This window comes from Sulfitobacter sediminivivens (assembly GCF_042611115.2).
GTDB classification, from domain to species: Bacteria; Pseudomonadota; Alphaproteobacteria; order Rhodobacterales; family Rhodobacteraceae; genus Sulfitobacter; species Sulfitobacter sediminivivens.
The window spans coordinates 1-25,372 of sequence record NZ_JBHGAR020000033.1 but is presented as its reverse complement, the minus strand read 5'-3'; the positions used below and the strand labels follow the sequence as shown (position 1 = coordinate 25,372).

Annotated in this window: 27 protein-coding genes and 1 tRNA gene; 13 read left to right on the top strand and 15 right to left on the bottom strand. The window is 55.5% G+C overall.

Translation table 11 applies throughout. The annotated features are described in order from the left end of the window. From ACEWL3_RS19415 to ACEWL3_RS19400, 4 genes are all read right to left on the bottom strand, one after another. Positions 1-1,096, bottom strand: a 1,096-nt coding sequence (locus ACEWL3_RS19415) for a sulfoacetaldehyde acetyltransferase (protein WP_435001474.1), incomplete at its 3' end; no start/stop codon positions are given. Positions 1,097-1,211: 115 nt separating this feature from the next. Then, a complete protein-coding gene (gene pdxR / locus ACEWL3_RS19410; RefSeq protein ID WP_386183204.1) occupies positions 1,212-2,675 on the bottom strand; it encodes a MocR-like pyridoxine biosynthesis transcription factor PdxR in 1,464 nt (487 codons plus the stop codon). A 273-nt stretch (positions 2,676-2,948) separates the two neighbouring features. Further along, positions 2,949-3,206, bottom strand: coding sequence for a YMGG-like glycine zipper-containing protein (locus ACEWL3_RS19405; RefSeq protein WP_114880728.1), 258 nt, complete (start codon positions 3,204-3,206; stop codon positions 2,949-2,951). 204 nt (positions 3,207-3,410) lie between these two features. Then, the gene (locus ACEWL3_RS19400) at positions 3,411-4,802 is read right to left on the bottom strand and encodes an aminotransferase family protein (RefSeq protein WP_386183202.1); all 1,392 of its coding nucleotides are present in this window, start codon (positions 4,800-4,802) and stop codon (positions 3,411-3,413) included. A 588-nt stretch (positions 4,803-5,390) separates the two neighbouring features. On the opposite strand from ACEWL3_RS19400, the gene ACEWL3_RS19395 reads away from it, so the two are divergent. The 3 genes from ACEWL3_RS19395 (at position 5,391) to ACEWL3_RS19385 (ending at position 8,585) form a co-directional block, all read left to right on the top strand. After that, positions 5,391-6,392 (top strand): taurine ABC transporter substrate-binding protein, encoded by a 1,002-nt coding sequence (locus ACEWL3_RS19395; RefSeq protein ID WP_386183200.1) that lies wholly within the window; start codon positions 5,391-5,393, stop codon positions 6,390-6,392. 112 nt (positions 6,393-6,504) lie between these two features. After that, positions 6,505-7,311: a taurine ABC transporter ATP-binding protein gene (locus ACEWL3_RS19390; RefSeq protein ID WP_386183198.1), complete on the top strand. Its 807-nt coding sequence runs from the start codon at positions 6,505-6,507 to the stop codon at positions 7,309-7,311. 5 nt (positions 7,312-7,316) lie between these two features. Continuing rightward, positions 7,317-8,585 carry an ABC transporter permease gene (locus ACEWL3_RS19385; RefSeq protein ID WP_386183219.1) on the top strand — a complete coding sequence of 423 codons (1,269 nt, stop codon included), beginning with the start codon at positions 7,317-7,319 and terminating at the stop codon, positions 8,583-8,585. 57 nt (positions 8,586-8,642) lie between these two features. On the opposite strand, the gene ACEWL3_RS19380 is transcribed toward ACEWL3_RS19385, so the two are convergent. The 3 genes from ACEWL3_RS19380 to ACEWL3_RS19370 form a co-directional block, all read right to left on the bottom strand. Next, complete coding sequence (locus ACEWL3_RS19380; RefSeq protein ID WP_386183196.1) at positions 8,643-10,823, bottom strand: DEAD/DEAH box helicase; 2,181 nt, start codon at positions 10,821-10,823, stop codon at positions 8,643-8,645. A 271-nt stretch (positions 10,824-11,094) separates the two neighbouring features. Beyond that, positions 11,095-11,170: transfer RNA gene (locus tag ACEWL3_RS19375), tRNA-Ala, on the bottom strand. 134 nt (positions 11,171-11,304) lie between these two features. Continuing rightward, on the bottom strand, positions 11,305-11,637 hold the full coding sequence (locus tag ACEWL3_RS19370; protein WP_386183194.1) for a TIGR02300 family protein: 333 nt from the start codon (positions 11,635-11,637) through the stop codon (positions 11,305-11,307). Between the two features lie 124 nt (positions 11,638-11,761). Between ACEWL3_RS19370 and ACEWL3_RS19365 the strand changes: the two genes are divergently transcribed. After that, positions 11,762-12,448 (top strand): M48 family metallopeptidase, encoded by a 687-nt coding sequence (locus ACEWL3_RS19365; protein WP_386183192.1) that lies wholly within the window; start codon positions 11,762-11,764, stop codon positions 12,446-12,448. Positions 12,449-12,450: 2 nt separating this feature from the next. Here the strand turns inward: ACEWL3_RS19365 and ACEWL3_RS19360 are convergent, their stop codons facing one another. Then, complete coding sequence (locus ACEWL3_RS19360) at positions 12,451-12,993, bottom strand: CHAP domain-containing protein (RefSeq protein WP_386183190.1); 543 nt, start codon at positions 12,991-12,993, stop codon at positions 12,451-12,453. A gap of 230 nt (positions 12,994-13,223) precedes the next feature. Between ACEWL3_RS19360 and ACEWL3_RS19355 the strand changes: the two genes are divergently transcribed. Both ACEWL3_RS19355 and ACEWL3_RS19350 read left to right on the top strand, forming a co-directional pair. After that, positions 13,224-13,874 (top strand): GntR family transcriptional regulator, encoded by a 651-nt coding sequence (locus tag ACEWL3_RS19355; protein ID WP_386183188.1) that lies wholly within the window; start codon positions 13,224-13,226, stop codon positions 13,872-13,874. Between the two features lie 165 nt (positions 13,875-14,039). Further along, a complete protein-coding gene (locus ACEWL3_RS19350; protein WP_386183186.1) occupies positions 14,040-14,516 on the top strand; it encodes a GNAT family N-acetyltransferase in 477 nt (158 codons plus the stop codon). 48 nt (positions 14,517-14,564) lie between these two features. On the opposite strand, the gene ACEWL3_RS19345 is transcribed toward ACEWL3_RS19350, so the two are convergent. Further along, on the bottom strand, positions 14,565-14,870 hold the full coding sequence (locus ACEWL3_RS19345) for a hypothetical protein (protein WP_386183184.1): 306 nt from the start codon (positions 14,868-14,870) through the stop codon (positions 14,565-14,567). Between the two features lie 257 nt (positions 14,871-15,127). Next, positions 15,128-16,090 (bottom strand): acetyl-CoA carboxylase carboxyltransferase subunit alpha, encoded by a 963-nt coding sequence (locus tag ACEWL3_RS19340; RefSeq protein WP_386183182.1) that lies wholly within the window; start codon positions 16,088-16,090, stop codon positions 15,128-15,130. 99 nt (positions 16,091-16,189) lie between these two features. Between ACEWL3_RS19340 and ACEWL3_RS19335 the strand changes: the two genes are divergently transcribed. Beyond that, positions 16,190-16,627, top strand: coding sequence for a hypothetical protein (locus ACEWL3_RS19335; protein ID WP_386183180.1), 438 nt, complete (start codon positions 16,190-16,192; stop codon positions 16,625-16,627). Here the strand turns inward: ACEWL3_RS19335 and ACEWL3_RS19330 are convergent. After that, on the bottom strand, positions 16,624-17,223 hold the full coding sequence (locus ACEWL3_RS19330; protein WP_386183178.1) for a LysE family translocator: 600 nt from the start codon (positions 17,221-17,223) through the stop codon (positions 16,624-16,626). The two genes, ACEWL3_RS19335 and ACEWL3_RS19330, sit on opposite strands and share 4 nt — an antisense overlap. Positions 17,224-17,296: 73 nt before the next feature. On the opposite strand from ACEWL3_RS19330, the gene ACEWL3_RS19325 reads away from it, so the two are divergent. After that, positions 17,297-17,749: an Lrp/AsnC family transcriptional regulator gene (locus ACEWL3_RS19325; protein ID WP_386183176.1), complete on the top strand. Its 453-nt coding sequence runs from the start codon at positions 17,297-17,299 to the stop codon at positions 17,747-17,749. Between the two features lie 4 nt (positions 17,750-17,753). Here the strand turns inward: ACEWL3_RS19325 and ACEWL3_RS19320 are convergent, their stop codons facing one another. Then, positions 17,754-18,713 (bottom strand): L-malyl-CoA/beta-methylmalyl-CoA lyase, encoded by a 960-nt coding sequence (locus ACEWL3_RS19320; RefSeq protein ID WP_386183174.1) that lies wholly within the window; start codon positions 18,711-18,713, stop codon positions 17,754-17,756. A gap of 193 nt (positions 18,714-18,906) precedes the next feature. On the opposite strand from ACEWL3_RS19320, the gene dgcA reads away from it, so the two are divergent. The 3 genes from dgcA to ACEWL3_RS19305 all read left to right on the top strand — a co-directional run bounded on the left by dgcA (position 18,907) and on the right by ACEWL3_RS19305 (position 21,301). Continuing rightward, a complete protein-coding gene (gene dgcA, locus ACEWL3_RS19315; RefSeq protein WP_386183172.1) occupies positions 18,907-19,872 on the top strand; it encodes an N-acetyl-D-Glu racemase DgcA in 966 nt (321 codons plus the stop codon). A 2-nt stretch (positions 19,873-19,874) separates the two neighbouring features. Continuing rightward, complete coding sequence (locus tag ACEWL3_RS19310) at positions 19,875-20,735, top strand: D-amino-acid transaminase (RefSeq protein ID WP_386183169.1); 861 nt, start codon at positions 19,875-19,877, stop codon at positions 20,733-20,735. 104 nt (positions 20,736-20,839) lie between these two features. Next, positions 20,840-21,301 carry a MaoC family dehydratase gene (locus tag ACEWL3_RS19305; protein WP_386183167.1) on the top strand — a complete coding sequence of 154 codons (462 nt, stop codon included), beginning with the start codon at positions 20,840-20,842 and terminating at the stop codon, positions 21,299-21,301. A 33-nt stretch (positions 21,302-21,334) separates the two neighbouring features. On the opposite strand, the gene ACEWL3_RS19300 is transcribed toward ACEWL3_RS19305, so the two are convergent. The 3 genes from ACEWL3_RS19300 to ACEWL3_RS19290 all read right to left on the bottom strand — a co-directional run bounded on the left by ACEWL3_RS19300 (position 21,335) and on the right by ACEWL3_RS19290 (position 23,405). Then, entirely contained in the window at positions 21,335-22,207 is an 873-nt protein-coding gene (locus ACEWL3_RS19300; RefSeq protein ID WP_386183166.1) for a hypothetical protein, read from the bottom strand. A gap of 131 nt (positions 22,208-22,338) precedes the next feature. After that, positions 22,339-22,650, bottom strand: a complete 312-nt coding sequence (locus ACEWL3_RS19295) for a DUF1244 domain-containing protein (RefSeq protein WP_386183164.1) — start codon at positions 22,648-22,650, stop codon at positions 22,339-22,341. Positions 22,651-22,667: 17 nt separating this feature from the next. Continuing rightward, on the bottom strand, positions 22,668-23,405 hold the full coding sequence (locus ACEWL3_RS19290; RefSeq protein ID WP_386183162.1) for an N-formylglutamate amidohydrolase: 738 nt from the start codon (positions 23,403-23,405) through the stop codon (positions 22,668-22,670). Positions 23,406-23,515: 110 nt separating this feature from the next. Here ACEWL3_RS19290 and pyk point away from each other — a divergent pair, with 110 nt between their 5' ends. Both pyk and ACEWL3_RS19280 read left to right on the top strand, forming a co-directional pair. Continuing rightward, the gene (pyk, locus tag ACEWL3_RS19285; RefSeq protein ID WP_386183160.1) at positions 23,516-24,961 is read left to right on the top strand and encodes a pyruvate kinase; all 1,446 of its coding nucleotides are present in this window, start codon (positions 23,516-23,518) and stop codon (positions 24,959-24,961) included. 28 nt (positions 24,962-24,989) lie between these two features. Further along, positions 24,990-25,214, top strand: a complete 225-nt coding sequence (locus ACEWL3_RS19280) for a hypothetical protein (protein WP_386183158.1) — start codon at positions 24,990-24,992, stop codon at positions 25,212-25,214. The last annotated feature ends 158 nt before the right edge of the window (positions 25,215-25,372 follow it).

Below are 25,372 nucleotides of genomic sequence, written 5' to 3'. Positions count from 1 at the left end.
CCGCGTCATCTTCGTGATCCATCGAGGACAGTTCCTGGGCCCAGCGGGATTTGGTCATCGCAATCAGATCCTTGCGTTCCTTGCGGCCTTTGTCGCCGGCACCGTCGCTCAGCTTTGCAAGCAGCTGCTCGGCGACGGCTTTTGCGTCGCCCTGGATCGCCACGTCTACCTTTTTGGTGAGGCCGATGCGGTCAGAGTTGATGTCGACCTGAATGATCTTTGCATCCTGCGGCCAGTAGTTGATGCCATAGCCGGGCAGGGTGCTGAACGGGTTCAGGCGGTTGCCAAGGGCCAGCACGACATCGGCTTTCTGGATCAGCTCCATCGCGGCCTTGGACCCGTTGTAGCCCAAAGGCCCAACAGCCAGCGGATGACCGCCAGGGAAGGCATCGTTGTGCTGATAGCCACAGGCAACGGGCGCGTCCAATGCTTCGGCCAGCTTTGCGGATGCCTCAATGCCACCGGACAGGATCACGCCAGCCCCGTTCAGGATGACCGGGAATTCGGCCTCGGAGAGCAGCTTGGCGGCATCCGCCACGGCCTGTTCGCCGCCCTGCGGGCGCTCAAGGCGGATGATCTGGGGCAGTTCGATGTCAATCACCTGGGTCCAGTAATCGCGCGGGATGTTGATCTGTGCCGGCGCACAGCCCCGCCATGCCTTTTCGATCACCCGGTTCAGCACTTCGGCCATGCGCGACGGGTCGCGGACCTCTTCCTGATAACAGACCATGTCTTCGAACAGTTTCATCTGTTCGATTTCCTGGAAACCACCCTGACCAATGGTCTTGTTGGCCGCCTGTGGCGTGACCAGCAGCATCGGCGTGTGGTTCCAATAGGCGGTCTTGATCGGCGTGACAAAGTTGGTGATGCCGGGGCCGTTCTGCGCGATCGCCATCGACATCTTGCCAGAGGCGCGCGTGTAGCCGTCGGCAATCATCCCGCCAGACGTTTCATGCGCACAATCCCAGAACTTGATCCCCGCAGCCGGAAACAGATCAGAAATCGGCATCATCGCAGAACCGATGATCCCAAAGGCATTGTCGATACCGTGCATCTGAAGAACTTTTACAAAGGCCTCTTCGGTGGTCATTTTCATGGCAGAACATCCTTACAATGAGGTGGGATTAGCGAATCCAATTTGCGTTGGCCGCAGGGTAAGCTGCGGGTCGTTCAACGGTTAGGTCCAAAAGGCGAAGGTGCATAATGCCACGTCATGACATTTCTCTGATTTCTTGTGCAATAAGGTCAACACCTTCTGCGATCCGCGTCGTCGGGACCGAAGAATATGCGAGGCGATAATAGTTCGCGGGTTTTACATCGCCTGCAAAAAAGGCCCGCCCCGGTTCAATAAGCACACCCTTCTTGTTGAGACGGCGCGCCAAAGCGTCGGTATCTACCTTGTTTGGTGCGCGCATCCAAAAGGATGAACCGCCATGATACCCTCTGCCTGACACCTCAAGATCATGGGCTGCCAATGCCGCCTCCATGACGCGGCGACGGTCCTGCAAGGCGGTCGCCATCTTGCGGATCAATGCATCATAATGGCCTAAAGACAAAAAGTATGAGGCTGTCCTTTGAATATGGCCCGGTGGATGGCGCAAAACGCTGGCGCGTAATGCTCTCGCCTCTCGGATAAATGGTTCAGATCCAACCAGATATCCCAGTCGCAATCCCGGAAACAATGATTTTGAGAAGCTGCCGACATAGATGACACGCCCATCCGTATCGAGCGATTTGAGCGCGGGCGATGGCGATTTCAGGAATGACATTTCAAACTCATAATCATCCTCCACAATCAAAGCATCCATTTCGCGCGCTCGTTCCAGCAGTGCCAGACGGCGGTTCATCGGCATGGTTGTGTTTGTAGGGCACTGGTGGCTGGGCGTCGTGAAAATCACGTCGGTATTTGGAGGAATGGCGTCTGGTGGCAATCCATCCTGATCAACCCGGACCGGTGTTACATGGCATCTGGATTGGGACAGGATGTCGCGCAACGCATGGTAACATGGGTCTTCCAACACAGCGCGGCGTCTTTGGGTGAGCAAGACCTGGGTCGTCAGCCACAAGGCGTTTTGTGCACCCAAGGTGATCAATATCTGCTCAGGCCGTGCCGAAATACCGCGCCGGGGCAGGGTGTGGCGTGCGATAAATTCGATGAGCTGTGGATCATCTTTGTCATAGTAGTCTGTCGTCAATGAGGTGAAATCGCGTTGTCCCAGCGCCTGCAAGGCGCAGAGCCGCCAGTTTGCATGGTCAAAAAGCGTTGGATCAGCCTGACCATAGATGAAGGGATAGCGATATTTTGCCCAGTCCTGTGGCTTTGAAGGTGTGACACCGCCGCTGAATTTCTGACCAATTGCCCGAGACCAATCAACAACGTCAGTTTCCTGGGCTGCTGGCGAAAACCGTGGGGGCGCGGGGGCGTTTTCAGATACGAAATATCCAGACCGGCCCTTTGAGATCAGGTAGTCGTTTGCCAAAAGCTCGGTATAGGCAATCGTGACGGTAATCCGGCTAATGCTCAGATGTCCTGCTAATTTACGGGTGGAAGGAAGCTTTTCACCATGCTGGAATCTGCCGGACAGGATGCCCTGCGCAATCATTTGCTGGATTTGCTGCTGCAGTGTCCCTTGCGCGCCGGGGTGCAGAAAGAAGGTTTCAACCGGAAGGGCCATGACAGGTATCCTATACTGGACCTAGACGATCTTCAATCTGGTATTAGGCAGAGGCGAAAATAAAATTCCCACTTTCAGTATAGCTTGGCTATCCCCTTATGTAAATCAATTAATGAGACTTGGAATATCAATTAATGAAATTTAACTCGTATGAAGAGGCAGAACCCACCTAGGCGGCCCTCTATGTGGCCTTTGGGGCCGCCGATGGGGAACTGGCCGCAAAAAAACCCGGGTCGCAAAACCCGGGTTTCTTCTTTTGCCATTCGCAAACTCTTAAGGGCAAGCAGCCGTATAGCGCTGACCTGCTGAGTTCTGGTACACACAATTACCGTTCTGTGTGCGGCCCAGCAAATTGCCCGCAGCAGCGCCAGCGATGCCACCAATAAGCGCGCCCTTGATGTTATCGTCATCGTTTGACACGGCAGCACCCAATGCGGCACCTGTCAGAGCACCAGCAGCAGTGGTCTGGTTCTGGGTTTCACAAGCAGCCAGTGCGGCAACAAGTGGTAGTGCGATAAGTAGTTTCTTCATGATAATCTCCCGTTCATGTTTGGACACTTAACGTAGAATTCTACGGTAGGTTCCGATGTTTTGTTCAACGCGCGGAAGATTGCCTATGGCCGCCTTCCGCGTTTGTCATGTTCGGGCAAGACTAGATCAGTTTCGGCGTAATTGCTGACCGGGTCAAGCCCGGCAAGCATCACGACATCGCGGAAACTTCGACGTTGTGTGAGGTCAGGTGAAGACCCGGCCCAAAGCACCGTCAACAGCATTGATGATCTGATCAATATCGTCTTTCTTCGCGATCAATGCCGGTGAGAAGCACAGGGTATTGTTCTTGCCGGGCAATGATCGGTTGGTCATCCCGATAATGACACCTTGCTGCATGCAATCGCCCACAACCGCCTGTGCCATCTTTTCGTGGACAGGCGCGCGGCTGTCGTGGTCTTCGACCAATTCGGCACCAAGGAACAGACCCTTCCCACGTACCTGACCTATGACCTTGTGCTTGTCGGCCAGCTCTTCGAGCTTGCCGTACATATAGGCACCCATCTTGGTCGTGTTTTCGAGCAGGTTCTCGTCCTCGATGATCTTCATGTTTTCGATGCCAGCTGTCGGACCGGCCGTACAGCCGCCAAATGTCGAGATGTCGCGGAAATAGTTCATCGGATCGGCGGCGTCGTCCTTGAACATGTTGAACACCTCTTCGGTGGTAACAAGACAAGCGATCGCTGCATATCCGGATGCAACACCTTTTGCCATGGTCACCATGTCTGGCTTGACGCCGTAATGCTGGTATCCAAACCAGGTGCCGGTGCGTCCAACACCGCAAACAACCTCGTCAATATGCAGCAGTATGTCGTATTTCTTGCATATCTCCTGCACGCGGTCCCAATAGCCGTCCGGAGGCGTGATCACACCACCACCGGCTGTGACAGGCTCAAGACACAGGCCACCCACGGTGTCCGGGCCTTCTGCCAGGATCACTTTTTCAATCTGATCCGCAGCCCAGATGCCGTAGTTTTCCTGCGGCGCGCCATCTTGTTCGAATGACCGGTATTCAAGGCAATGCGGCACCCGGACAAAGCCTTCGGTGAACGGGCCGTATTGTGCATTCCGCTCATCCTGGCCGCCTGCGGACAGGGCGGTGATTGTGGTTCCGTGATAATCGCGGTCTCTGTACAGAACCTTGTGCTTTTTGCCGCCGTAGCGCTTGTGCGCAATCTGGCGGACCATTTTAAAGCCCTTCTCGTTCGCCTCGGAACCAGAGTTGCAATAATAAACCCGGCTCATGCCCGGCATCTTGTCGATCAGCATCTCGGCAAAGTTTGATCCGGGGATAGAGCCTGCTGAACCTGCAAAATAGTTCAGCTTGATCAACTGATCGCGGACGGCGTTGGCAATGCGTTCGCGGCCATAGCCGACGTTAACGGTCCAGACCCCACCAGACACAGCATCAAGGTGTTCTTTGCCTTTTTGATCCCAAACGCGCATCCCTTTGCCTTCGACAATGATGCGGGGATCGGTTGTTTCGTAGGGTTTGTGTTGGCTCAGGTGATGCCAGATGTGCGCGCGGTCAGCCTCGACAACGCGAGAAATATCATTTTCGTTGAAGGTACCATCCATGGTTCAGGCCTTTCCTAGCGTCGAGCAGGTGAGTGAATTCATAGCAACGTGTGCCATTTTCTCATGATACAACACTGCTTTTTTTCAGAATCAAGTAGCGCCAGTCTGGATGCATTGGTGATTCCAGACAAGTCATGGTATTTGACTACCCGGGTAAGAGGGCTTGGTGATCCAGCACGTTGACCCCTGTCGTTGCACTGTTCAATTCCGCCAACACACTGCAGTAACATCAGCCTGAGGTGAAAGCGGAGAACTGGACTCATGCACCGTCAAGAATTGGACGTTTGATTCTCAAGCCCCCAGAACGCAAACTGCGCCACTTAATATCTGTCCTTCCTGCCCAATGGTTCTGCGACTGTCTGGTTTAGATCAATAAGCACTTTGATCGCATAATCAGAAAAGTTTGCTCAGCCAGAGGATAGGTTGCATGGTGCATAAAGTTAGTTTCCTTCGGCCAATATCCGACAGGTCAACGAGTTTAGATCGCGAAGCTCATAGGCCAAATTAGGGTTGATCGGCAGATGGACCGCTAAAAAGACTAAGAAACCCGACCAATAAAGGATCGGGAATGATCAACGGGAGAAAACAATGATCAAAAAGACAACAACTGGATTTGTAGCTGGTGCCGTTATGGCAATGACCGGCCAGGCTGCGTTTGCCGATGCGCACGGTGAAATCACCGTAGGCTATTTCCTAGAATGGCCAATGCCGTTTTTGGCAGCAAAAGCATCTGGTGCCTATGACGAAGCGCTGGGAATGAAAGTAAACTGGGTTTCTTTTGAAACTGGCACCGCAATGTCAGCTGCGATGGCTTCGGGCGATGTACAGCTGTCCGTTTCGCAAGGTGTGCCACCTTTTGTCGTGGCCACTTCTGGCGGCCAGGACATCCAAATCGTCGACGTTGCTGTGTCCTATTCGGACAATGATAACTGCGTTGTCGCTTCCGGTCTGGAAATCGACAAGGATTCTGCTGGTGAACTCGCCGGCAAGAAAGTTGCCGTGCCATTGGGTACAGCGGCACACTATGGTTTCCTGCGTCAGATGGATCACTTTGGTATTGATCTTGCATCCCTTCAAATCGTTGACATGGCACCACCAGAAGGTGCTGCAGCATTGAGCCAAGGTGCAGTTGATTTTGCCTGCGGTTGGGGCGGTGGTCTTTCTCGGATGAAGGAATACGGCAACATCCTGTTGACCGGCGCTGAAAAGCAAGAGCTGGGTATTCTGGTGTTTGACGTGACATCCGCGCCCGCATCCTACATCGCTGAAAACGGCGATGTTGTCGCGAAATTCGTGAAAGTTACTGCCGATGCCAACGCTGAGTGGGCGGCTGGCCAAAGCGAAGAGATGCTGGCAGTGATTGCTGAACAATCCGGCATGGATCTCGAGGCAACACGTGCCTCAATCTCTAGCTTTGTGTTCCCCACGATCGACGAGCAGCTGAGCGAAAGCTGGCTGGGTGGCAACGCGGCGGCCTTCATGAAGGGTGTTGCGGACGTGTTTGTTGAGGCCGGTTCCATCGACAGCGCCCTCGACAGCTATGAGGACACAGTGAACACCGGCCCACTGGAGGCCGCAAAAGGCATGTAAATAAGACTGTCGGCACGGGCCCTTCGGGGCCTGTGCCGATGCTACCTAATGAACCAGAGGCACGGAAAACCTTGCCCTATTCGTCCAAACAGGGACACAGGAAACATCATATATGACCGGACTTAACATTGATAACCTTTCGATGCGTTTTGATTTGCCTAACGGCGGATCGGTGCAGGCGTTGCAGGATGTCTCGATTGACCTGAAAGCAGGAGAGCTATTGTCGGTGCTGGGGCCTTCTGGCTGCGGGAAAACCACTTTGCTCAACATTGTTGCGGGCTTTCTGGCCCCGACGGGCGGTAAGATGACCCTAAACGGCCACGAGATAAAGGGGCCGGATGCCGAACGCGGTATGGTGTTTCAGCAGGGCGCGCTTTTTGAATGGATGTCGGTACGCGAGAATGTGGGATTTGGTCCGTCGATGAAGGGTATGCCTAAGAACGACAAGAATGAGGTTGTCGACCACCTTTTGGATGTGGTGGGCCTGCAGGATTTCAAGGAAAAGGCCGTTTACGAATTGTCAGGCGGGATGCAGCAGCGTGTGGCATTGGCCCGCTGTCTGGCCAATGACCCCGACGTTATTTTGATGGATGAACCGTTGGGTGCCCTTGATGCGTTGACCCGCGAAAAGATGCAGTCACTTGTACTCAAGCTGTGGAAAGAAACCGGCAAGACGATCATCCTGATTACCCACTCTGTTGAAGAGGCGCTGTTGCTGGGGGAACGCCTGATCGTAATGGCCCCGCGGCCGGGTCGCATCCATAAAGAATACCGTTTGCCGTTCGCAGAAATGGGCGTGAATGCTGATTTGAGAGAAGTCAAAAAACACCCCGACTTTGCCCCGCGCCGCGAAGAAATCCTGAACATGATCTGGGATATGGAAGAAGAGATTATGGGCACGAAGGAGGATGCGGTATGACCGGTATCATCTTTCTTGCCATCTATGTCGCGATTTTTGCGGCAGCGTTTTTCATTGTCACCAAGTCAATCCAAGGCGCTCGGGCTAAGGATTATACATCACTCAAGACAGTTACCTTTGGTGATGAAAGTGCTGTGCGCCCAAATCGGGCGGCTGGTATCATTTCAATTTTTACCATTTTCCTGATGTGGGGCATTTTTACCGGATCGTCATGGTTGCCCGGTTTTTTGCACGCGCCAGGACCATTTGAAGGGACAACCAGCTTTACCTACACTGCTGAGGCTGAGGGTGGAAACCGCGATGATGCGACAGTGACCATCTTGGTGCATCCGCGCGAAGAACAAGCCGAAGACCCTGTCGTTGAACCCGGCGATGGCTTTGCCAAGAATGACACGGCGACTGTCGCGCAATGGCGGACAGTACTGGTCAATGTCGATCGCAATGATGAGATCACCAAAAAAGACGGTGCGAATATCATTGAGATCAACGGCCAGAAGATCGCCCCCGGTGGTTCGGTCAAGATTGACGGCGGTGTTGTGAACCTTTCTGACAAAGGCACACCTAACTTTGAGCCGGAAAAAGGCTGGCAGATGGAATCGCTTTATCTGCCTGCCCCAGAGGAGGTTTGGACACGCACGATCAAGGTCGCTTCCGAAGGGTTCCGGGGTACGTCGTTGGGCGGCCACCTTGGGTATTCGCTGTTTCGGGTGATTATCGGTTTTCTCTGCGGTGCTGTGGTAGGCATTCCGCTGGGCTATGCGATGGGCCTGAGCGATTGGTTCCGTGGCTGGTTTGATCCGATTGTGGAATTCATGCGTCCGGTACCGCCGCTTGCCTTGATCCCATTGGTGATCATCTGGGCTGGGATCGGCGAGACCGGTAAGATCATCCTGCTTTTCCTTGCTGCATTGTGGATTATGGCCATTGCCGCACGCTCAGGTGTGTCAGGCGTGAAGATATCCAAGGTGCATGCGGCTTATAGTCTGGGTGCCTCAAAATGGCAGATCATGCGCCATGTGATCATCCCCAATTCGCTGCCCGAGATTTTCACGGGCGCGCGTGTTGCGATGGGCGTTTGTTGGGGCACGGTTGTGGCCGCTGAATTGGTCGCGGCGGAGCAGGGCGCGGGTATGATGATCATGACCGCCTCCAAGTTTCAGAACACCGATATCGTGATCATGGGTATCATCCTGATCGGCGTCATCGGGTTTGGCATCGACATGCTGATGCGCTGGGCCGAACGGATCTTGGTGCCGTGGAAAGGCAAAGGCTGATCCCGGAGCTGCATCAATATGGAAAAGTAAAAACGCCGGGGAATGCCCCGGCGTTTTTCATTTCGGTCTAAAGCTACTTTTGGCACGCTTTGGTGTGGCGTCCCCACCCTTGGGTTTGCCACCCGGTTTCGGTCGCGCATTGGGTTTGCCACCCTGATTGCCAATCTTGTTTGGCGGCGTGAACCGCTTTGATGGATCGGCAGCGCGCTGATAGGTCTTCTCAGCTGCAGGTGCGTCGCCCTTTGGCTTAAAGGGCTTACCGGCCTTGGGTTTGCGCGGCTCATAGGTGTCGCCGGCGGGCTTTTCTTTTTTCCAAACGGCCTTGGCCTTCGGCTTTCCATCTGCTTCCGGTTTCGGGTTTGACTTAGGCTTGGGGGCCGCACCGGGTTTCATTGGGCTGCGTTCGGTCTTGTGCGATTTGGACGGGCGTTCACCTTTGGAGGCACGTGGTTTTTCGAATTTCGGTTTGTCGCTGCGCGGTTTGTCGGGTCGCGGGGCCATAACCTCAGCGACAGGGGCCTCTTCTGGCGTTGGACGTGGTTTGCGCGGTGCCGATGGTGCCTCAGGATCATAGGTTTGATTTTCGCGCGGTGGACGCGGCGCGCGCTCTAGGCGACCAGCCGGTTTTGGGCCACGCTTGCCACCGGGCTTTGGCCCGCGTTCAAGGTTAGGCGGGCTGTCGAGTTGCGTGACGACTGCGCCGCTTTCCACTTTCATCTCTGCCCCGAGAGCATTCACAAAACGCGGTGCTGAGGACGCCAGGATTTCGACAAAGCTGTGGCTTGGCTGAATGCGGATAGCACCAATGTCGTCTTTCGTAAGATCGCCCAGACGGCACAGCATCGGCAGCAATGTGCGTGGTTCTGCGCCATCATTGCGGCCAGTCGACACAGAGAACCAGACCGACGGCCCAAAGGCCGCGCGGGGTTTGTCATCAACGGCACCCGCCTCGCCAAGTTCTTCCGGTGCAGATTGGCGTGCGCGGTAGAGGTTCACAAATGCTGTGGCAAGCTGTTCCGGGCTGAACTGTGTGACCAGATTGGCAACAAAGTCCTGCGCATCTTCGGGTACCGGATCGGTCCATGCGGCATCAGCCAACAGGCGCTCTTCATCGGCTGCGTTCACTTCTGATGCAGATGGTGGCGCTGCCCATTCGACCTTGAGCTTGGCCCCCCCGATCAGTCGGTTCGCTTTGCTGCGCATTTTGGCGGGGACGATCAATGCCGACACACCCTTGCGGCCTGCGCGACCAGTCCGGCCAGAACGGTGCAGCAACGTATCGGAATTCGAAGGCAAATCAGCGTGAATCACCAATTCCAGATTGGGAAGATCGATGCCACGCGCGGCCACATCCGTGGCAATACAGACACGTGCCCGTCCATCGCGCAACGACTGCAGCGCATTGGTGCGCTCCGATTGTGTCAATTCACCTGACAGTGCGACAACAGAAAAACCACGGTTGGTGAACCGCGAGGTCAACCGCGCCACTGCGGCACGGGTGTTGCAGAATACGATGGCGTTCTTTGCCTCATAGAACCGCAGCACGTTGATAATCGCGTTTTCAGTGTCACGCGGGTGGACCGTCAGCGCGCGGTATTCGATGTCGCTGTGTTGCTTGGATTCGCCCACGGTTTCGACCCGCTGGGCATTGCGCTGATATGATTTTGCCAGCTTGGCAATTGCGGCGGGCACGGTGGCCGAAAACATTAGCGTGCGCCGGTCCTCTGGTGCTTCGGACAGGATGAATTCAAGTTCGTCGCGAAACCCGAGATCAAGCATTTCGTCGGCTTCATCCAATACAACAGCGCGCAGATCATGCAGTTTGATGTTGTTCCGTTTGATGTGGTCACACAAGCGCCCCGGCGTGGCGACAACCACATGTGCGCCCCGGTCCAGCATGCGCCGTTCTGTGCGGGTGTCCATCCCGCCAACGCAAGTGGTCACAATCGCACCAGCGTTACCATAAAGCCAGGTAAGTTCGCGGCTGACCTGCATCGCCAATTCACGGGTTGGCGCAATGATCAATGCAAGCGGTGCGCCCGCAGGGCCAAAGCGGTCAGTGTCGCCCAGCAGTGTTGGTGCAATCGCGAGCCCGAAGCCAACGGTCTTGCCTGACCCGGTTTGCGCGGAAACCAGCAAGTCGGCATCCACCAAAGCAGGGGCGGAAACAGCTTCCTGCACGGCGGTCAATGTATCATAGCCCTTTTGGGCAAGCGCGTCTGCAATGGTCTGGATCAAGGGGTCGTCCTGTTCTGATAATGGCTGTCCAAACGACAGCGGCCAGCGGCGAAGCGCCCCGGCATTGATTGCGGCTGTCGGTAAGCGGTTGAGCCACGAATGTACATGGTGTTTGTGGCGTTACATTTCAGCGGCAACAAAACGCCGCTGATCTGCCGTGCTCAGGGGTGTCTGTTTCGTCTTCTCTAAATACGACTCGCTAAGTTGAGAATGCGCGTCAATGACCACCAAATTTTGTGGTGCAGGCAGGAGGGAATTTACGGGAAAGGTTTGGTGGAGCATAGCGGGATCGAACCGCTGACCTCCTGCATGCCATGCAGGCGCTCTCCCAGCTGAGCTAATGCCCCAATTAGAACCAAGGGTCCGTATTGGTATCCGGGCGGGTGGCCCGGGTAAGTGGCGCGTAATTAGGCGCAAGCGCGGGCGGGATCAAGTGAAAAATCGGATCCCGCCCACAAGTGTTCTTAATTGTCGTCTGCGGTTAATCGTCGTCGTCGTTGGTTACAACGTCGGCGATATCATCCAGCGGCACTGTGTCCTCATCGTCGTCGTCGTCATCCAGGATGTCGTCATCCAGATCCACATCGACGTCATCATCATCAATGATCACATCGTCGTCTTCCTCGACCTTGGCTTCCTTGGCCTTGGCTGTGACAGCATCCTCGGCATCTGCCGCGATCATGCGTGACTTGGCTGCGTCAACTTCCAGCACTTCGCCGGTATAGGGGCTGACGATAGGATTCTTATTGAGGTCATAGAAGCGCTTGCCCGTTGTGGGGCACAGGCGCTTGGTTCCCCATTCTTCGTTGGGCATGAAACACCCCTTCTTCAAATTGCGGTTGCGTGTAGATGATCAGCTTTATGATTCTGGCCAAGTGCCATATGAGATAGGCAGTGTCAAAGGCTTTGGCCACCCTTGGTTTGGAGAGAATCCGCAGATGAGCGACCCTATCCTGCCCGGTGATCCCCCGATCCCCCTGATCCTGCGGCGTTCACCGCGGGCACGGCGCATTTCATTGCGCATTTCTCAATTGGACGGACGGGTGACATTAACCATGCCAATACGGCTTGCTGAGTGTGAGGCACTGAACTTTGCTCGCACCAAGGAAGACTGGATTCGCAAGCATCTGGAGGCCCGCGGTGCCGATGTGCAGGTGAAACTGGGTGCGCAATTGCCAGTGGGTGGGCAGTTGTTGACCGTCACACAAGGGCTCGGGCGTTCCGTATCCATTGGACTAAATGAGGTTGCGGTGCCCGGACCTGAGGACCGCGTTCCCAAACGTCTGGCTGCATATCTGCGCGAGGTGGCACGAGACCGTCTGGCCGGGGCATGTGATGATTATGCCGCGCTTCTGGGCAAACCCTACAACCGGCTTACCATGCGCGATACAAGGTCTCGTTGGGGGTCGTGTACGTCAGACGGTGGCCTGATGTTTTCGTGGCGGTTGATCATGACCCCGCCAGAAGTGCTGGACTACGTCGCGGCGCATGAGGTCGCGCATCTGGCACAGATGAACCATTCAGCGACATTCTGGGCAGAGGTTGAGCGGATATACGGAGATTACAAGCCGCCGCGTCGATGGCTCAAAAAACATGGCAGTGATTTACACCGCTACCAGTTCTGATCTCATTCGGGATAGATGAAGCCAGTGATCGGATAGACGCTGCCAAAGGCTGTTGGCTGGCTTTTCAGGCGCACAGCGGACCAGTCGTTGTTTTCTGACACATCAATCACGTCCATCTTCAACGACACTTTGTTGCGCTTCCAGTTTGCATGATCCACGCGAATCTCGCGGTCAGATACAACTTCGGAGACGACGGCAACATGACCCATTGGCAGTTTGCTGGTTTTGCGAAACGCCATGACAGCCCCGACAAGAGGTTGTTTGCCCTTGTCATAAATCCCGGTGGCTTTGCCCCACCAGGTATTCGCATTACCGCGGATATCGACACCACTGACGTTGCGCGCAAAGGGCACGCACCATACCCGGCTGCCTTTTGACTGGAGTTGCTGCACTTCCATTAACGCCAATTGTTGACGCTGTGGATCAAGTTCCACCGATGACAGTGACTGTACGTTTTGAGATGGTGTTGAACATGCGGCGATGAAGAGAAGTGCAGCACACAAAATGGATAGGCCCACCGGCCGACTGGCGTTTTTCACGCTCATATTCCCCCCGAAGAATCTTTTGTTTCGTGGCGGACATGACCTGACTCGCCTCCGGGCGGAACATCTACGATTTATGCTAAATCTCAAAGTGGTGTTATCCGTGTGGGCAAATATTCGCCGAACGGGTGTCACTATACTACAAATTGAAACGACAGCTTTTGTGCGTGCCGAAGCGGGGCCACAGATTTGTACCGCTTGACCCCTCCTACATTTGTGATCACACCGTTGTCATGAACCTAACGCCACGCCCGCTTGAAACCACCATTCCTGCGCATGACCTTGTATATCGGCGGCTGCGTAGCCGGATCATGCACGGAGATCTGCCGCCAGGGCACGCGCTGACTCTGCGCGGTATCGGCAAACAATTCGACGTGTCGATGACGCCAGCGCGCGAGGCTGTGCGCAGACTGGCGGCAGAAGGGGCGCTTACCATGTCCACGTCGGGTCGCATATCGACGCCCGAACTGAGCAATGAACGGATCGAGGAACTGGCCGCCCTGCGGGCGTTGATCGAAGTCGAACTTGCCAGCCGCGCATTGCCGCGTGCGCATATGGCGCTGATTGAACGGTTGCAAACCATCAACGGTGCCGTCGCCGAAGCGGTCGCCCATCGCGATGCGGTTAGTTATATCCGCACGAACCTGGAGTTTCACCGCACCTTGTATCTGCGCGCGCAGGCCCCCGCGATGTTGGCAATGGCTGAAACCGTGTGGTTGCAGATGGGTCCGACCATGCGCGCCCTCTATGGCCGTCTTCGCCAGACTGAACCACCACAGTTTCACCGCCTGATTATAGCGGCGTTAAGGGCTGGGGATGAGCCGGGTTTGCGGCTTGCCGTGCGGTCGGATGTGACGCAGGGCCTGCGGATGTTGGCGAGTTGACGAACGCAAAACTTCGCGGCATCTTGGCGCGATGATCACCGCATTGAAAATCGCGCTCTATTACCGCCGCTTCACCTGAACGCGGCACCCTTTTCCTATATTAACTTACCCAAGCCGCCATCGTGCGGCCTTTGTCGTCTTTGGTGCACAATTAGAAAGACTGACATGTATAATGTATCCATCCGATTGGCCAAAGCCAAAGATCTGCCCGATGTTCTGCCCATGATCCATGCGCTTGCCGCCCATCATCACGATACGTCGACATTGACGCTTGATGCACTCAAGCGCGACACTTTGGGCGACACCCCATGGATCACGCTGATTGTAGCGGAGCAGTCAGCAAACCTTTTGGGCTACGCTGCATTATGTCATTTGACGCAGCTTCAGTTTGGTGTGCGTGGCATGGATATGCACCATCTTTTTGTTAAGCCTTCGGCGCGGGGGCAGGGCATCGGGCAAAAGTTGATTACGGCTGCGATTGATCACTCTAAGCGGCAGGGCTGTCGGTATATGATGGTTGGCACGCACCCGGAAAATAAGGCGGCGCAGGCCATGTACCTGACCGCCGGCTTTTCAGAGGCCCCCGCACCTGGACCGCGGTTCAGGATGAAGTTTGACAGCACTTGCGCTGGACGTCCCTGACGCGCCAACGTTGTTGGCGCATCGTTCACATCTGACGTCACGGCGCGTTTAACCTGCCACACCTTTTTTTGTGGCGACTGGCGTTTCGGCAAGCCAATGTGTGCCAGCAGAGAGAACACAACTGATCCCATCCGCCCGGCTGACCAAGATGGTATAGCTGCCGGTTTCTGCGGATGCCCAAATTTCTACGATGGATCTTGCGTTCTGCAGCCCCCTCGCGGTCAAGGTTTCAGTATATGCCGTTGTCAGTTTTGACACCAATTCCGCGCGCGGCATACAGGTCATCGCATGGGCTGGCGGGCCTGTGCAGGCCATTCCGAACAGCAGACCGGCAGTGATAATACGCTTGTACATGACACTCTCCTTTTCCATTTTCAAAGGCAAGGAGGCAGATCACAGAGGCGAAATCACACCCCCTCTGCTCATAATATCGGCACGATTGGGCGATATTGCAATTCACGTGATATCACATGATTGGTGGCAAGTTGGCTAATTCGGGCAACGTTTCTACCCTAAGCGAGCGGATCATCATAGATCGGTGCTGTCACGAAACGATGCAAAACAGCGAAGGATTTTGACCGGTATCTTTGCGCAATACTTTAGATCTCTTGTCAGGCAGCCAGCCCTTTGCCGCCGATGTCGAGGTATTTGCGGCGACGGTCAGCAACAAGCGCTTTGCCGTCTTTGCCGCTGAGTTCTTTGAGCATCGCAGCGATAGCCACACCGACCGATTTGATCGTCATCGCGGCGTCGCGGTGGGCACCACCCTTGGGTTCTTTAATAATCTGGTCCGTTACACCCAGTTTCATCAGGTCATCTGCGGTCAGCCGCATTGCCTCTGCCGCCTCACGCATTTTTTCTGCATCTTTCCAAAGGATCGACGCGCAGCCTTCTGGGGTGATCACGGAATACACAGCATGTTCCAACATCGCGACCCGGTTAGCCGTGGCAAATGCAACCGCCCCGCCTGAACCGCCTTCTCCGATGATGACGCTGATCAACGGCACGCCGATCTGCAAACATTTTTCTGTGGACCGTGCAATTGCTTCTGATTGCCCGCGTTCCTCTGCCCCTTTGCCGGGATACGCACCGGGCGTGTCGACCAGCGTGATCACGGGCAGGTTAAACTTGCCTGCCAGTTCCATCAGGCGCACGGCCTTGCGGTATCCTTCGGGTCGGGCCATGCCAAAATTTCGCTCGATCCGGGATTTGGTATCATTGCCTTTTTCGTGCCCGATCACCATCACAGGCGTGTCATTAAACCGTGCCAAACCACCCATGACAGCCAAGTCATCCGCGAAATTCCGGTCGCCTGCCAGCGGCGTGTATTCGGTAAACAACGCTTCAATGTAGTCTTTGCAATGGGGCCGCTCAGGGTGGCGTGCGACCTGGCATTTACGCCAGGGGGTGAGTGAGCTGTACAATTCTTCCAGTATGGCCGCCGCTTTGACATCCAACGCTTTGGCTTCCGCAGTGGTATCCGTCTCGGGATTTGTCCGCGCAATGGCGCGCAGTTCTTCTGCTTTGCCTTCAATCTCGGCCAGTGGTTTCTCGAAATCAAGGTATTGGGTCATTGCGTGCTCCGACTTCTGATCCCTGTTATATGGCGCTGATTTGGGCAGTTTGCAACGCGCCGTTAAATGCGTAGCCTTCGAATAAATTTGGAGATGACAATGAACCTTAAACTTCTCGTTGCGGCGATTGCGTCCGTTGCCCCTGCTGCCGTGTTGGCGCAATCGATCAACTTTGGCGATGATGCGAGCCAATGGTCGAATGATGGTGAATGTGATGACCGCCGCTTTCGGGGCGCGGGGATGGCACAGGGGTTGGACCGCGACGACATTGGCCATGATGCAACCGACTGCAGAACCGGCTTTGACGCAGGTAAACTGATGATCTGGGATTTTGCTGCGGCGAAGGCCGCGACCCAATGCAGTGCGATCAACTTTGGCGATGACAAGTCTGAATGGCCCAATGACGGACAGTGTGATGACTATCGTTTTGACGGGCCGGGCGCGGACTTTGTGCTGCTGTCAGAAGATATCGGTCATGATGCGTCTGACTGTCGGCAATTATGTGATTTGGGTCAGATTGCTGTTCGAGATTATTAACCAATCATCGACAAGACCGGATAGAGCGAGGCAATCAACAGCGCCGCCATTGTCCAGTTAAACATGCGCAGGCGTGAGCGGTTGGTCAGAAAACGGGCCATTTGCTGGCCCAGCACCGTCCATATTGTCACGGACGGCAAGTTGACCGAAGCAAAGAGAACCGCCGCCGCAAATAACATGATCGCCCCGCCATCAGCGACGTAAACGGTGATTGCGGTCAACGCCATCGCCCAAGCCTTGGGGTTGACCCACTGGAACGCTGCTGCTTGTAGAAATGTCATTGGTTGGCCGGTTGCTTGCCGTTCCTTGACCGGCGCTGCGTTGGCAATTTTCCATGCCAGATAAAGCAGATAGGCAATGCTCAGCACCGTGAGGGCGGTATAGATGGCCGGATAGATTTCAAAAACCCGGACAAGACCAACACCGGTGAGCAGCATCAAAACCAGAAACCCGATGGATATGCCCAGCATGTGCGGAATGGTGCGGCGAAAACCGTAGTTCGCCCCCGATGCCATGAGCATAAGGTTGTTGGGCCCCGGCGTGGCGGAACTGACAAAGGCGAAAAGCGCAAGCGCGGGTAAGACATCATAATCCATGACGCAATGTTTGACTTAAGTTCTGAGCTGATAAATTGTGAAATGCATCGCAATTGCCGAAAGATCACAACCTATGGCCGTGCTGGATCGAATTTCTGAACATATATTGCGCGAACTTTCTCGCAATGGTCGGATCAGCAATCTTGAGCTTGCTGATCGGGTTGGTCTGTCACCCTCTGCCTGCCTGCGTCGGGTTCAGGATTTGGAAAAGAAGGGCATCATCACAGGATACCGTGCGGTGCTGGATCGCACTGCCCTTGGTTCTGGGTTTGCGGCATATGTTGGTGTCGGCCTCAGCGACCATTCCAAGTCGAGCCAAGAGGCGTTTGAACGCGCCATTGCCCGCGCACCCGAAGTGGTCGAGTGCCACAATATTACTGGGACAATCGAATACCTTTTGCGTGTCGAATGTGCCGATTTGCGGGCCTACAAGTCCTTTCACACCGACATGCTTGGCGCGCTGCCGCAAGTGAATGGAATCACGTCCTATGTCGTGATGGGATCGCCCAAAGACGAACGGGCCTGACGGTCTATTTCCCGGCAATCATCTCTGACTGGCGCACAATAACTTCGGCTTGTTTGATGCTGGCAATATCAACCAGACGCCCTTTATAGACCGTGGCCCCTTCGCCATTGGCCTTGGCGGCTTCCATGGCGGCCAGAATCTCGCGGGCTTCGGCGACGGCTTCTGCTGAGGGCGTAAATACCTCGTTTGCAATCGCGATCTGTCTGGGGTGGATCGCCCATTTCCCGACCATTCCCAGTGTTGCCGAACGGCGGGCCTGTGCCCTGAAGCCATCATCGTCAGAAAAATCACCAAAGGGGCCATCCACGGGCAAAACTCCGTGCGTGCGGCAGGCCGCAACGATCGCGGCCTGTGCCCAATGCCATGGGTCCGACCAGTGTTTCGCACCGTCCCGGAGCATATAGTAATTCTCCTGCGTCCCGCCGATGCCGGTTGTCTGCATCCCCATCGAGGCTGCAAAATCCGCCGCACCCAAACTCATGGCCTGCAATCTAGGCGAGCTTGCAGCGATCTCTTCGACATGCACGATGCCCGCCGCAGATTCGATGATGACCTCGAATGAAATTTTCCTGGATCGACCCTTGGCTGTTTCAATCGCTGTGACCAAGGCATCCACGGCATAAACATCCGCTGCGCAGCCAACTTTCGGGATCATGATTTGATCCAGTCGGTCGCCTGCCTGTTCCATCAGATCAACGACGTCACGGTACCAATAAGGTGTGTCCAAACCGTTGATCCGCACGGACAGGGTTTTGTCGCCCCAGTTTACATCAGAGATCGCCGCGATGATGTTGGCGCGCGCGCTGTCTTTGTCAGACGGGGCCACGCTGTCTTCGAGATCAAGGTTGATCACGTCAGCCGCTGATGCCGCCATCTTTTCAAACAGCGCCGGCCGTGATCCCGGGCCAAACAACTGACAGCGGTTTGGGCGTGCGGGTGCGGTTGGCTGGATGCGGAATGACATAAAGGCTGATCCTTGGCGAATGATTGTTGCGGATTGACTGGGGCCAACTGTTATAAAATTGCGCGATATGCTGCAAGCGCATTTCGCAAGTGCAGCATTCAAGGGGTGCCCAGTGCAAAGTCGACAGTTATCTAGACCTTGCGTCCGGCGGCTGGGCCGGGTTTGTTCCCTTCTGACCACTAGGGAGACGGCCATGCGCATAGAAGTCAGCCGGGATGTATTTAAGCTGGCGCAGGTTTTTGCGATATCGCGGGAATCACGGACCGAAGCCCGTGTTTTGACCGTGCGCATCACTGAGGGTGGCGCTACGGGGCGAGGTGAATGTGTGCCCTATGCCCGATATGATGAGACGCTGGACTCTGTGACGGCTCAGATAGAAGGACTGACAGCCACGGTAACCCGCGCAAAACTCTATGATCTTTTGCCAGCCGGGGCTGCGCGAAATGCGGTTGATTGTGCGCTGTGGGATTTGGCGGCCAAACAGGCCGGGAAACGCGTCTGGGAACTGGCTGGATTGGAAAAGCCGGGGCCGGAGGTCACCGCCTACACGTTATCTTTGGACACGCCTGAAGCCATGCGGGCGCATGCCGCCAAACATGCGTTTCGGCCATTGTTGAAGATTAAGCTCGGCACACCGGACGATATGCCAAGGCTTGAAGCTGTAAGGGCAGGTGCGCCCAAATCCACCATTATTGTCGACGCCAATGAAGGCTGGTCCGCTGAGGTCTATGCGGACCTCGCGCCACATCTGCTGCGTCTTGGTGTGGCGCTTGTGGAACAACCGCTGCCGTCAGGGGAAGATGATGCACTGATTGGCATGCAGCGCCCGGTGCCGGTTTGTGCTGACGAATCCTGTCATGACCACGAAAGCCTGCCCAAGCTCAAAGGCAAATATGATGTGGTGAACATCAAATTGGACAAGGCCGGCGGGCTGACCGAGGCGCTGGCGCTGCGCGACGCCGCACGTGTCCAAGGTTATGGCGTGATGGTTGGTTGCATGGTTGGGTCGTCGCTGGCGATGGCACCGGCAACGCTTGTCGCGCAAGGGGTCAAGGTCGTTGACCTTGACGGGCCGCTCTTGTTGGCCGAAGACCGGGATCATGCGTTGAAATATGATCAGGCTGGTGTGCACCCGCCTGAGGCAGCACTTTGGGGATAAACATGCGAACTGTCTATGTAAACGGCGAATACCTTCCTGAAACCGATGCAAAAATCTCAATTTTTGATCGTGGGTTTTTGATGGCAGATGGGGTCTATGAGGTCACATCGGTACTGGACGGCAAGCTGATTGATTTTGACGGCCATGCGGTGCGGCTGAGCCGGTCGTTGAATGAGCTGCAGATGCGCAACCCAATTTCCAAGGACGACCTGTTGGAGGTGCACCGCGAACTGGTGCGCGTGAATGAGATTGACGAGGGGTTGATCTATTTGCAGATCACACGCGGCTCGGATGGGGATCGTGACTTTGCCTTTCCCGATCCTGAAACCACTGAGCCAACCATCGTTTTGTTTACCCAGAGCAAACCGGGCATGGCAGATAGTCCTGCGGCCAAAAAGGGCGCAAAGATCATCAGCATCGAAGACATCCGATGGGGCCGCCGTGACATCAAGACGGTGCAGTTGCTGTATCCGTCGATGGGTAAAATGATGGCCAAGAAAGCGGGCTGTGACGATGCCTGGATGGTCGAGGATGGCTTTGTCACCGAAGGCACCAGCAACAATGCCTATATTGTGAAGGGCAACAAGATCATCACCCGGGCGCTGAGCCATGACATCCTGCACGGTATTACCCGCGCGGCTGTTTTGCGGTTCGCGCGCGAGGCGCAGATGGTTGTTGAGGAACGCAACTTTACCATCGACGAAGCACAGGCCGCGGATGAAGCGTTTAGCACGTCAGCCAGCGCATTTGTGATGCCGGTGGTGGAGATTGACGGGGTTGCCTTGGGTGACGGGACGCCGGGCAAGGTGGCCCTGCGGCTGCGTGAAATCTATCTGGATGAGATGCGCAAGGCGGCCGTTTGAGGGGCATTGAATGTCCCTTTGAACCGCCGCTGTAGAACGTCGGTATTGCGGCTGTGCTGAATGAGACCTCAGATCCGCGAAGTCTATCGCAGGAAAGGCAGAGCATGATGACCACATCCATCACCCGAGAGGATATGATCGCAGCGCAGGGGCGCGAGATTGGACAGTCGGGGTGGTTCACCATGGATCAGGCGCGCATTGATGCCTTTGCCGAAGTGACCGAGGACCGCCAATTTATCCACATTGAACCGGTTCGCGCCGCTGACACGATGTTTGGCGGCACCGTGGCGCATGGCATGCTGACCTTATCGATGATGTCGGGGATGGCATATGCCGCGTTGCCCGAGATGATTGGGCAAAGCGCGTCGGTGAATTATGGATTTGAGAAGGTGCGGTTTATCACGCCGGTACGGTCCGGTGCGCGGATCAGGGGGCGATTTGTGCTGACTGACGCAACGGTGCGCGGTGGTGACAAGCTGATGACCCGATTTGATGTCGTGGTTGAGATTGAGGGAGAGGCCCGGCCCGCCCTGACGGCGGATTGGTTGATTTTGTATATGTTTTGACGCGGGTTTGATCCCAGGAACTCTGTGGACGGACTATTCGTGCTCCTCTTGATCCTTCGCGCCAGGAAATGGTCCAAGGCAACTGGAACGGTGGGACACCTGAAAGACGTGGTTATAAAGCTGTGCCACCCACTGCTTGCCTTCCATTGTCTGCTCCAGATGCACAAGCGCCGGGCCGATCAATGGTTGCACTTGATGCCAGAAGAATTGTGGAAACTGTTCCATCAAATCCATTGGTGTCTCATATCCAAGTTTTTGCGCAAAACCGGTTTCGACAAATTCGCTAAAAAGACCGCCAATCTTGCGGTGGTAGAACGGGTCCGCGATCTGTCCAATAAGGTCGGCAGCGCGCACCAGAGCGGGTTCGCTCGTTGTGTCGGCATAGGCCGGATCATCCGGGACGGGAAACCGGGTGTATTCGATGGCGGCGGCGATCCTCTCTTCATCAATGAGACCGGATCCTGCAAAGCGACGACGGGCATACATTTTTCCACGGTCAACGTGATAGGGCGCGAGAAAGGCATCTGACGCGCCGCGTGGCGGACAGATTTTGTCACCGGCCGCGTTCACAACAACCTCGGTGTCCGTGTCCCCTTCGCAGATGTCACGGGAGTAGCCGATATCGTGGACCAAAAGCGCTACGATGTAATGCAGCCAGTCTTCGGGTTGGACAGCGCGGGTCACCAACTGGCCCCGGATGATTTGCTGACCAACGAGTGTGACCATCATCGTATGTTCGGCATTGTGATAAAGAGCGTCCGAATTGCCCAACCGCTCAAGCAGCATGCGTGCACTGCCGCTTATAAAGGCGGCGTATTCGGCTTTGCGTCCCGAAAAATACTGTAGATAGGTTTCAGCGAGATGATCCCCGAATTCTGACGCAACGACGGCGGTAGGATTGAACATGGTCAACTCGCATTTCTGGACATCCAGCCCGATAGTATCCTTTTTGGTCTATCTTGTCAGCTTTGGGCGCAACCTGGCCATTTCCCGCGAATCTGCAGGGTCAGAAACGCCAGCCTGTCACCAGCCTACTGTCACTTGTTCCCTACATTCTCCTCAAACGCAGTTTTGAACGCTTCTTTCTGGGCATCGCCTGCTTCGGTTTGATACTTTGCTTTCCAGTCATCCATCGTCATGCCGTAAAACAACTCGCGGGCTTCTTTTTTGCCCATCTCGATCCCGCGTTCATTCGCGGCCTCCTGATACCAGCGCGACAGGCAATTGCGGCAAAATCCGGTGAGATTCATCATGTCGATGTTTTGCACATCTGTGCGGTCCTGCATCAGGTGTTTTTGCAGGCGGCGGAATGCGGCGGCCTGGAGTTCTATTTCAATTTGGCTGGGCATCGCTGTCTCCTATTTGGTCAAAGTTGGGTTTGTGCCAGAACAGTTTCAAGGATCGGCGCAAGGCGCGCGGCCCATGCCTGTTGGCTTGGTTCATCGGCGATGAGGTCGTTGCGCAATTCAATTAACGCATTGGGGCGGCCGTGTTGCAATGCATGGCGGTCCACTGCATCGCCGGGCAGGTGGCCGGAATAGGGTTCATTGTCGCCCACCGTCAGATCAGCCTCAGCATGCAGATGGTCGATCAAGGGGCGGGCAATCCGGGCATCATGCGCGTAAAGCACGCCGATTTCCCACGGGCGGATGTATTTGCCTTGCAGCTTCGGTGTAAAGCTGTGGATCGAAAGGATCACCGTTGCCGGGCGCGCGGCCAGCTTCGCCAAGGCATCGTGGTAGGGCCGATAGCACAGATTCAGGCGATGTTCGATGTCGGCAGCATCGGCATGGCGATTGGCGGGAACGATCGTGCCATCATAGAGCCGCATCAACAATGTGGGGTCGTCTTCGCCGCGGTTCGGATCAATCGCAAGGCGGGAGAAGTTGGACAGAATGGCGGGGCTGTCAAGCAAGGTTGCCAATGCGCGCGCGACACCCGCAGCACCAATATCATATGCGATATGCCGGGCCATGTCCGCGGCGCTTAGACCAAGGTCACCGCCGGCAATATCGGGGGGCACGGTATTGGTCGCGTGATCACATGTCACCAACCAGCGGCCGGATCGGTCAGCCCCCTCAATATGGTATGGAAGGTACGTCATTTATGTGAAACCTTTGACTTGTATCGCTGGGGCGGGTAAGCCCCTCTGAAATGATTGTTACCGCTAACATGGCGGGACTCCGGCCCGTGAACCGAACAAGGACGCACAATATGAGACGCCTTCGCAATGTAAAGATCGTCGCAACGCTTGGACCAGCTTCTGACACTTATGAGATGATTGAGGCGCTGCACAATGCGGGCGCAGATGTGTTTCGCCTGAACATGAGCCATGGCAGCCACGAAGAGATCCGCATCAAGCACGCGATCATTCGCAAGGTTGAGGAAACAACAGGCAGCACAATCGGTATTCTGGCGGATCTGCAGGGTCCCAAGCTGCGCGTGGGCGTGTTTTCTGGCGACAGCGAACAGCTGGTTGAAGGGGTGGCATTTCGTCTGGACCTTGATGAGGCAGAAGGCGATTCCAGCCGGGTCTGCCTGCCGCATCCTGAGATTTTTGCAGCCCTTGAACCCGGTGCATCGCTGTTGGTGAATGATGGCAAAATCCGTTTGAAAGTGCGCGAATGTGGCCCTGATTTTGCCGATTGTGTTGTGGTGACGGGGGGTACCATATCGAACCGCAAGGGAGTCAATGTGCCCGATGTGGAATTGCCTTTGGCGGCATTGTCTGACAAGGACCGGGCCGATCTGGAATTTGCCTGTGGCCTTGGCGTCGATTGGCTGGCGCTGTCGTTTGTTCAGCGCCCCGCCGACGTTGAAGAGGCGCGGTTGCTGGTTAAGGGCCGCGCCGCGATCCTGTCGAAAATTGAAAAACCCAATGCGGTCGAGCGGTTCGATGACATTCTGGCCGTAAGTGATGGCATCATGGTTGCCCGCGGTGATCTGGGTGTGGAACTGCCGGTTCAGAACGTGCCGCCGATCCAGAAACGACTTGTGCGCAAATGCCGTGCAGCGGCCAAGCCCGTGATCGTGGCAACGCAAATGCTGGAAAGTATGATCGAAAGCCCGATGCCGACCCGTGCCGAAGTCAGCGATGTGGCGACTGCGATTTATGAAGGTGCTGATGCGGTGATGCTCAGTGCTGAATCGGCGGCGGGCGATTATCCGATTGAGGCTGTGACAACGATGGATAATGTCGCACAGGAAGTCGAGGCCGACCCGACCTATACCCAGATCATTGAGGCAAGCCGCACAGCGGACCGGATGACTGTTGCGGATGGCATTGTGGCCGCCGCCCGCGAGATTGCCGAAACGACCGACATCAAGGCGATCTGTTGTTTCACCCATAGCGGGACAACCGCCCTTTTGACGGCACGCGAACGGCCACGGGTGCCGATCATTGCCCTGACGCCGATTGTCAGAACTGCACGGCGGCTGGCGCTGAGCTGGGGCACGAATTGCGTGATCACTGAGGAATTGGATCGCTTTAAGGCGGCGGTGGTCAATGCAGCGAAAGCCGCGCGTTCAGAAGGGTTTGCGGGTCCTGATGATTTGATTGTTGTGACCGCAGGTGTGCCGTTTAACACCCCAGGTAGTACTAATATTCTCCGAGTCGCCCCATGTGACGAACGTTTGATTTTTTCTTCTGATCCAGAGTAGACTCTCCCTATATGGGTGAGGAAGTAAAATGGATCACGATCTTGCATTGGTGATAGGTATTGTTCTGGGCGTATTGTCGGTGCCCTCTGTACTTTCAGCGTTTTCAGATCGGCGGGCACCACGGGCGTCAGCGATAACAATACTGATCGCGGGGGGCTTGATTGTCTATGCGGCGCAGAACAAGCCCAACGGGATTTCCTTGGATCAGATCCCCGATATCTTTGTGAACGTCATCGGTCGATATTTGCTTTGACTCGGGCAGCCAAATGTCGCGAAAGATCGATCCGCATTGTCTGGAAATAATCACGCCATCACATTCTTCGAAAGCGTTTGGAATGCGATGGGTGACGGAGACATTCCGCGCCTTGAAGAGTTGACCCATCTCAGTTCGTTTCCACACGGAAAAGACGG

Excerpts from the sequence above, each read along its gene's own strand:
- ACEWL3_RS19340 (WP_386183182.1), bottom strand. The coding sequence starts at position 16,090 with ATGACCCAATACCTTGATTTCGAGAAACCACTGGCCGAGATTGAAGGC.
- pyk (WP_386183160.1), top strand. The coding sequence starts at position 23,516 with ATGAGACGCCTTCGCAATGTAAAGATCGTCGCAACGCTTGGACCAGCT.
- ACEWL3_RS19295 (WP_386183164.1), bottom strand. The coding sequence starts at position 22,650 with ATGCCCAGCCAAATTGAAATAGAACTCCAGGCCGCCGCATTCCGCCGC.
- ACEWL3_RS19370 (WP_386183194.1), bottom strand. The coding sequence starts at position 11,637 with ATGCCCAACGAAGAATGGGGAACCAAGCGCCTGTGCCCCACAACGGGC.
- ACEWL3_RS19325 (WP_386183176.1), top strand. The coding sequence starts at position 17,297 with ATGGCCGTGCTGGATCGAATTTCTGAACATATATTGCGCGAACTTTCT.
- ACEWL3_RS19400 (WP_386183202.1), bottom strand. The coding sequence starts at position 4,802 with ATGGATGGTACCTTCAACGAAAATGATATTTCTCGCGTTGTCGAGGCT.
- ACEWL3_RS19355 (WP_386183188.1), top strand. The coding sequence starts at position 13,224 with ATGAACCTAACGCCACGCCCGCTTGAAACCACCATTCCTGCGCATGAC.
- ACEWL3_RS19350 (WP_386183186.1), top strand. The coding sequence starts at position 14,040 with ATGTATAATGTATCCATCCGATTGGCCAAAGCCAAAGATCTGCCCGAT.
- ACEWL3_RS19280 (WP_386183158.1), top strand. The coding sequence starts at position 24,990 with ATGGATCACGATCTTGCATTGGTGATAGGTATTGTTCTGGGCGTATTG.
- pdxR (WP_386183204.1), bottom strand. The coding sequence starts at position 2,675 with ATGGCCCTTCCGGTTGAAACCTTCTTTCTGCACCCCGGCGCGCAAGGG.
- dgcA (WP_386183172.1), top strand. The coding sequence starts at position 18,907 with ATGCGCATAGAAGTCAGCCGGGATGTATTTAAGCTGGCGCAGGTTTTT.
- ACEWL3_RS19290 (WP_386183162.1), bottom strand. The coding sequence starts at position 23,405 with ATGACGTACCTTCCATACCATATTGAGGGGGCTGACCGATCCGGCCGC.
- ACEWL3_RS19310 (WP_386183169.1), top strand. The coding sequence starts at position 19,875 with ATGCGAACTGTCTATGTAAACGGCGAATACCTTCCTGAAACCGATGCA.
- ACEWL3_RS19300 (WP_386183166.1), bottom strand. The coding sequence starts at position 22,207 with ATGTTCAATCCTACCGCCGTCGTTGCGTCAGAATTCGGGGATCATCTC.
- ACEWL3_RS19345 (WP_386183184.1), bottom strand. The coding sequence starts at position 14,870 with ATGTACAAGCGTATTATCACTGCCGGTCTGCTGTTCGGAATGGCCTGC.
- ACEWL3_RS19320 (WP_386183174.1), bottom strand. The coding sequence starts at position 18,713 with ATGTCATTCCGCATCCAGCCAACCGCACCCGCACGCCCAAACCGCTGT.
- ACEWL3_RS19330 (WP_386183178.1), bottom strand. The coding sequence starts at position 17,223 with ATGGATTATGATGTCTTACCCGCGCTTGCGCTTTTCGCCTTTGTCAGT.
- ACEWL3_RS19405 (WP_114880728.1), bottom strand. The coding sequence starts at position 3,206 with ATGAAGAAACTACTTATCGCACTACCACTTGTTGCCGCACTGGCTGCT.
- ACEWL3_RS19395 (WP_386183200.1), top strand. The coding sequence starts at position 5,391 with ATGATCAAAAAGACAACAACTGGATTTGTAGCTGGTGCCGTTATGGCA.
- ACEWL3_RS19305 (WP_386183167.1), top strand. The coding sequence starts at position 20,840 with ATGATGACCACATCCATCACCCGAGAGGATATGATCGCAGCGCAGGGG.
- ACEWL3_RS19365 (WP_386183192.1), top strand. The coding sequence starts at position 11,762 with ATGAGCGACCCTATCCTGCCCGGTGATCCCCCGATCCCCCTGATCCTG.
- ACEWL3_RS19390 (WP_386183198.1), top strand. The coding sequence starts at position 6,505 with ATGACCGGACTTAACATTGATAACCTTTCGATGCGTTTTGATTTGCCT.
- ACEWL3_RS19335 (WP_386183180.1), top strand. The coding sequence starts at position 16,190 with ATGAACCTTAAACTTCTCGTTGCGGCGATTGCGTCCGTTGCCCCTGCT.
- ACEWL3_RS19360 (WP_386183190.1), bottom strand. The coding sequence starts at position 12,993 with ATGAGCGTGAAAAACGCCAGTCGGCCGGTGGGCCTATCCATTTTGTGT.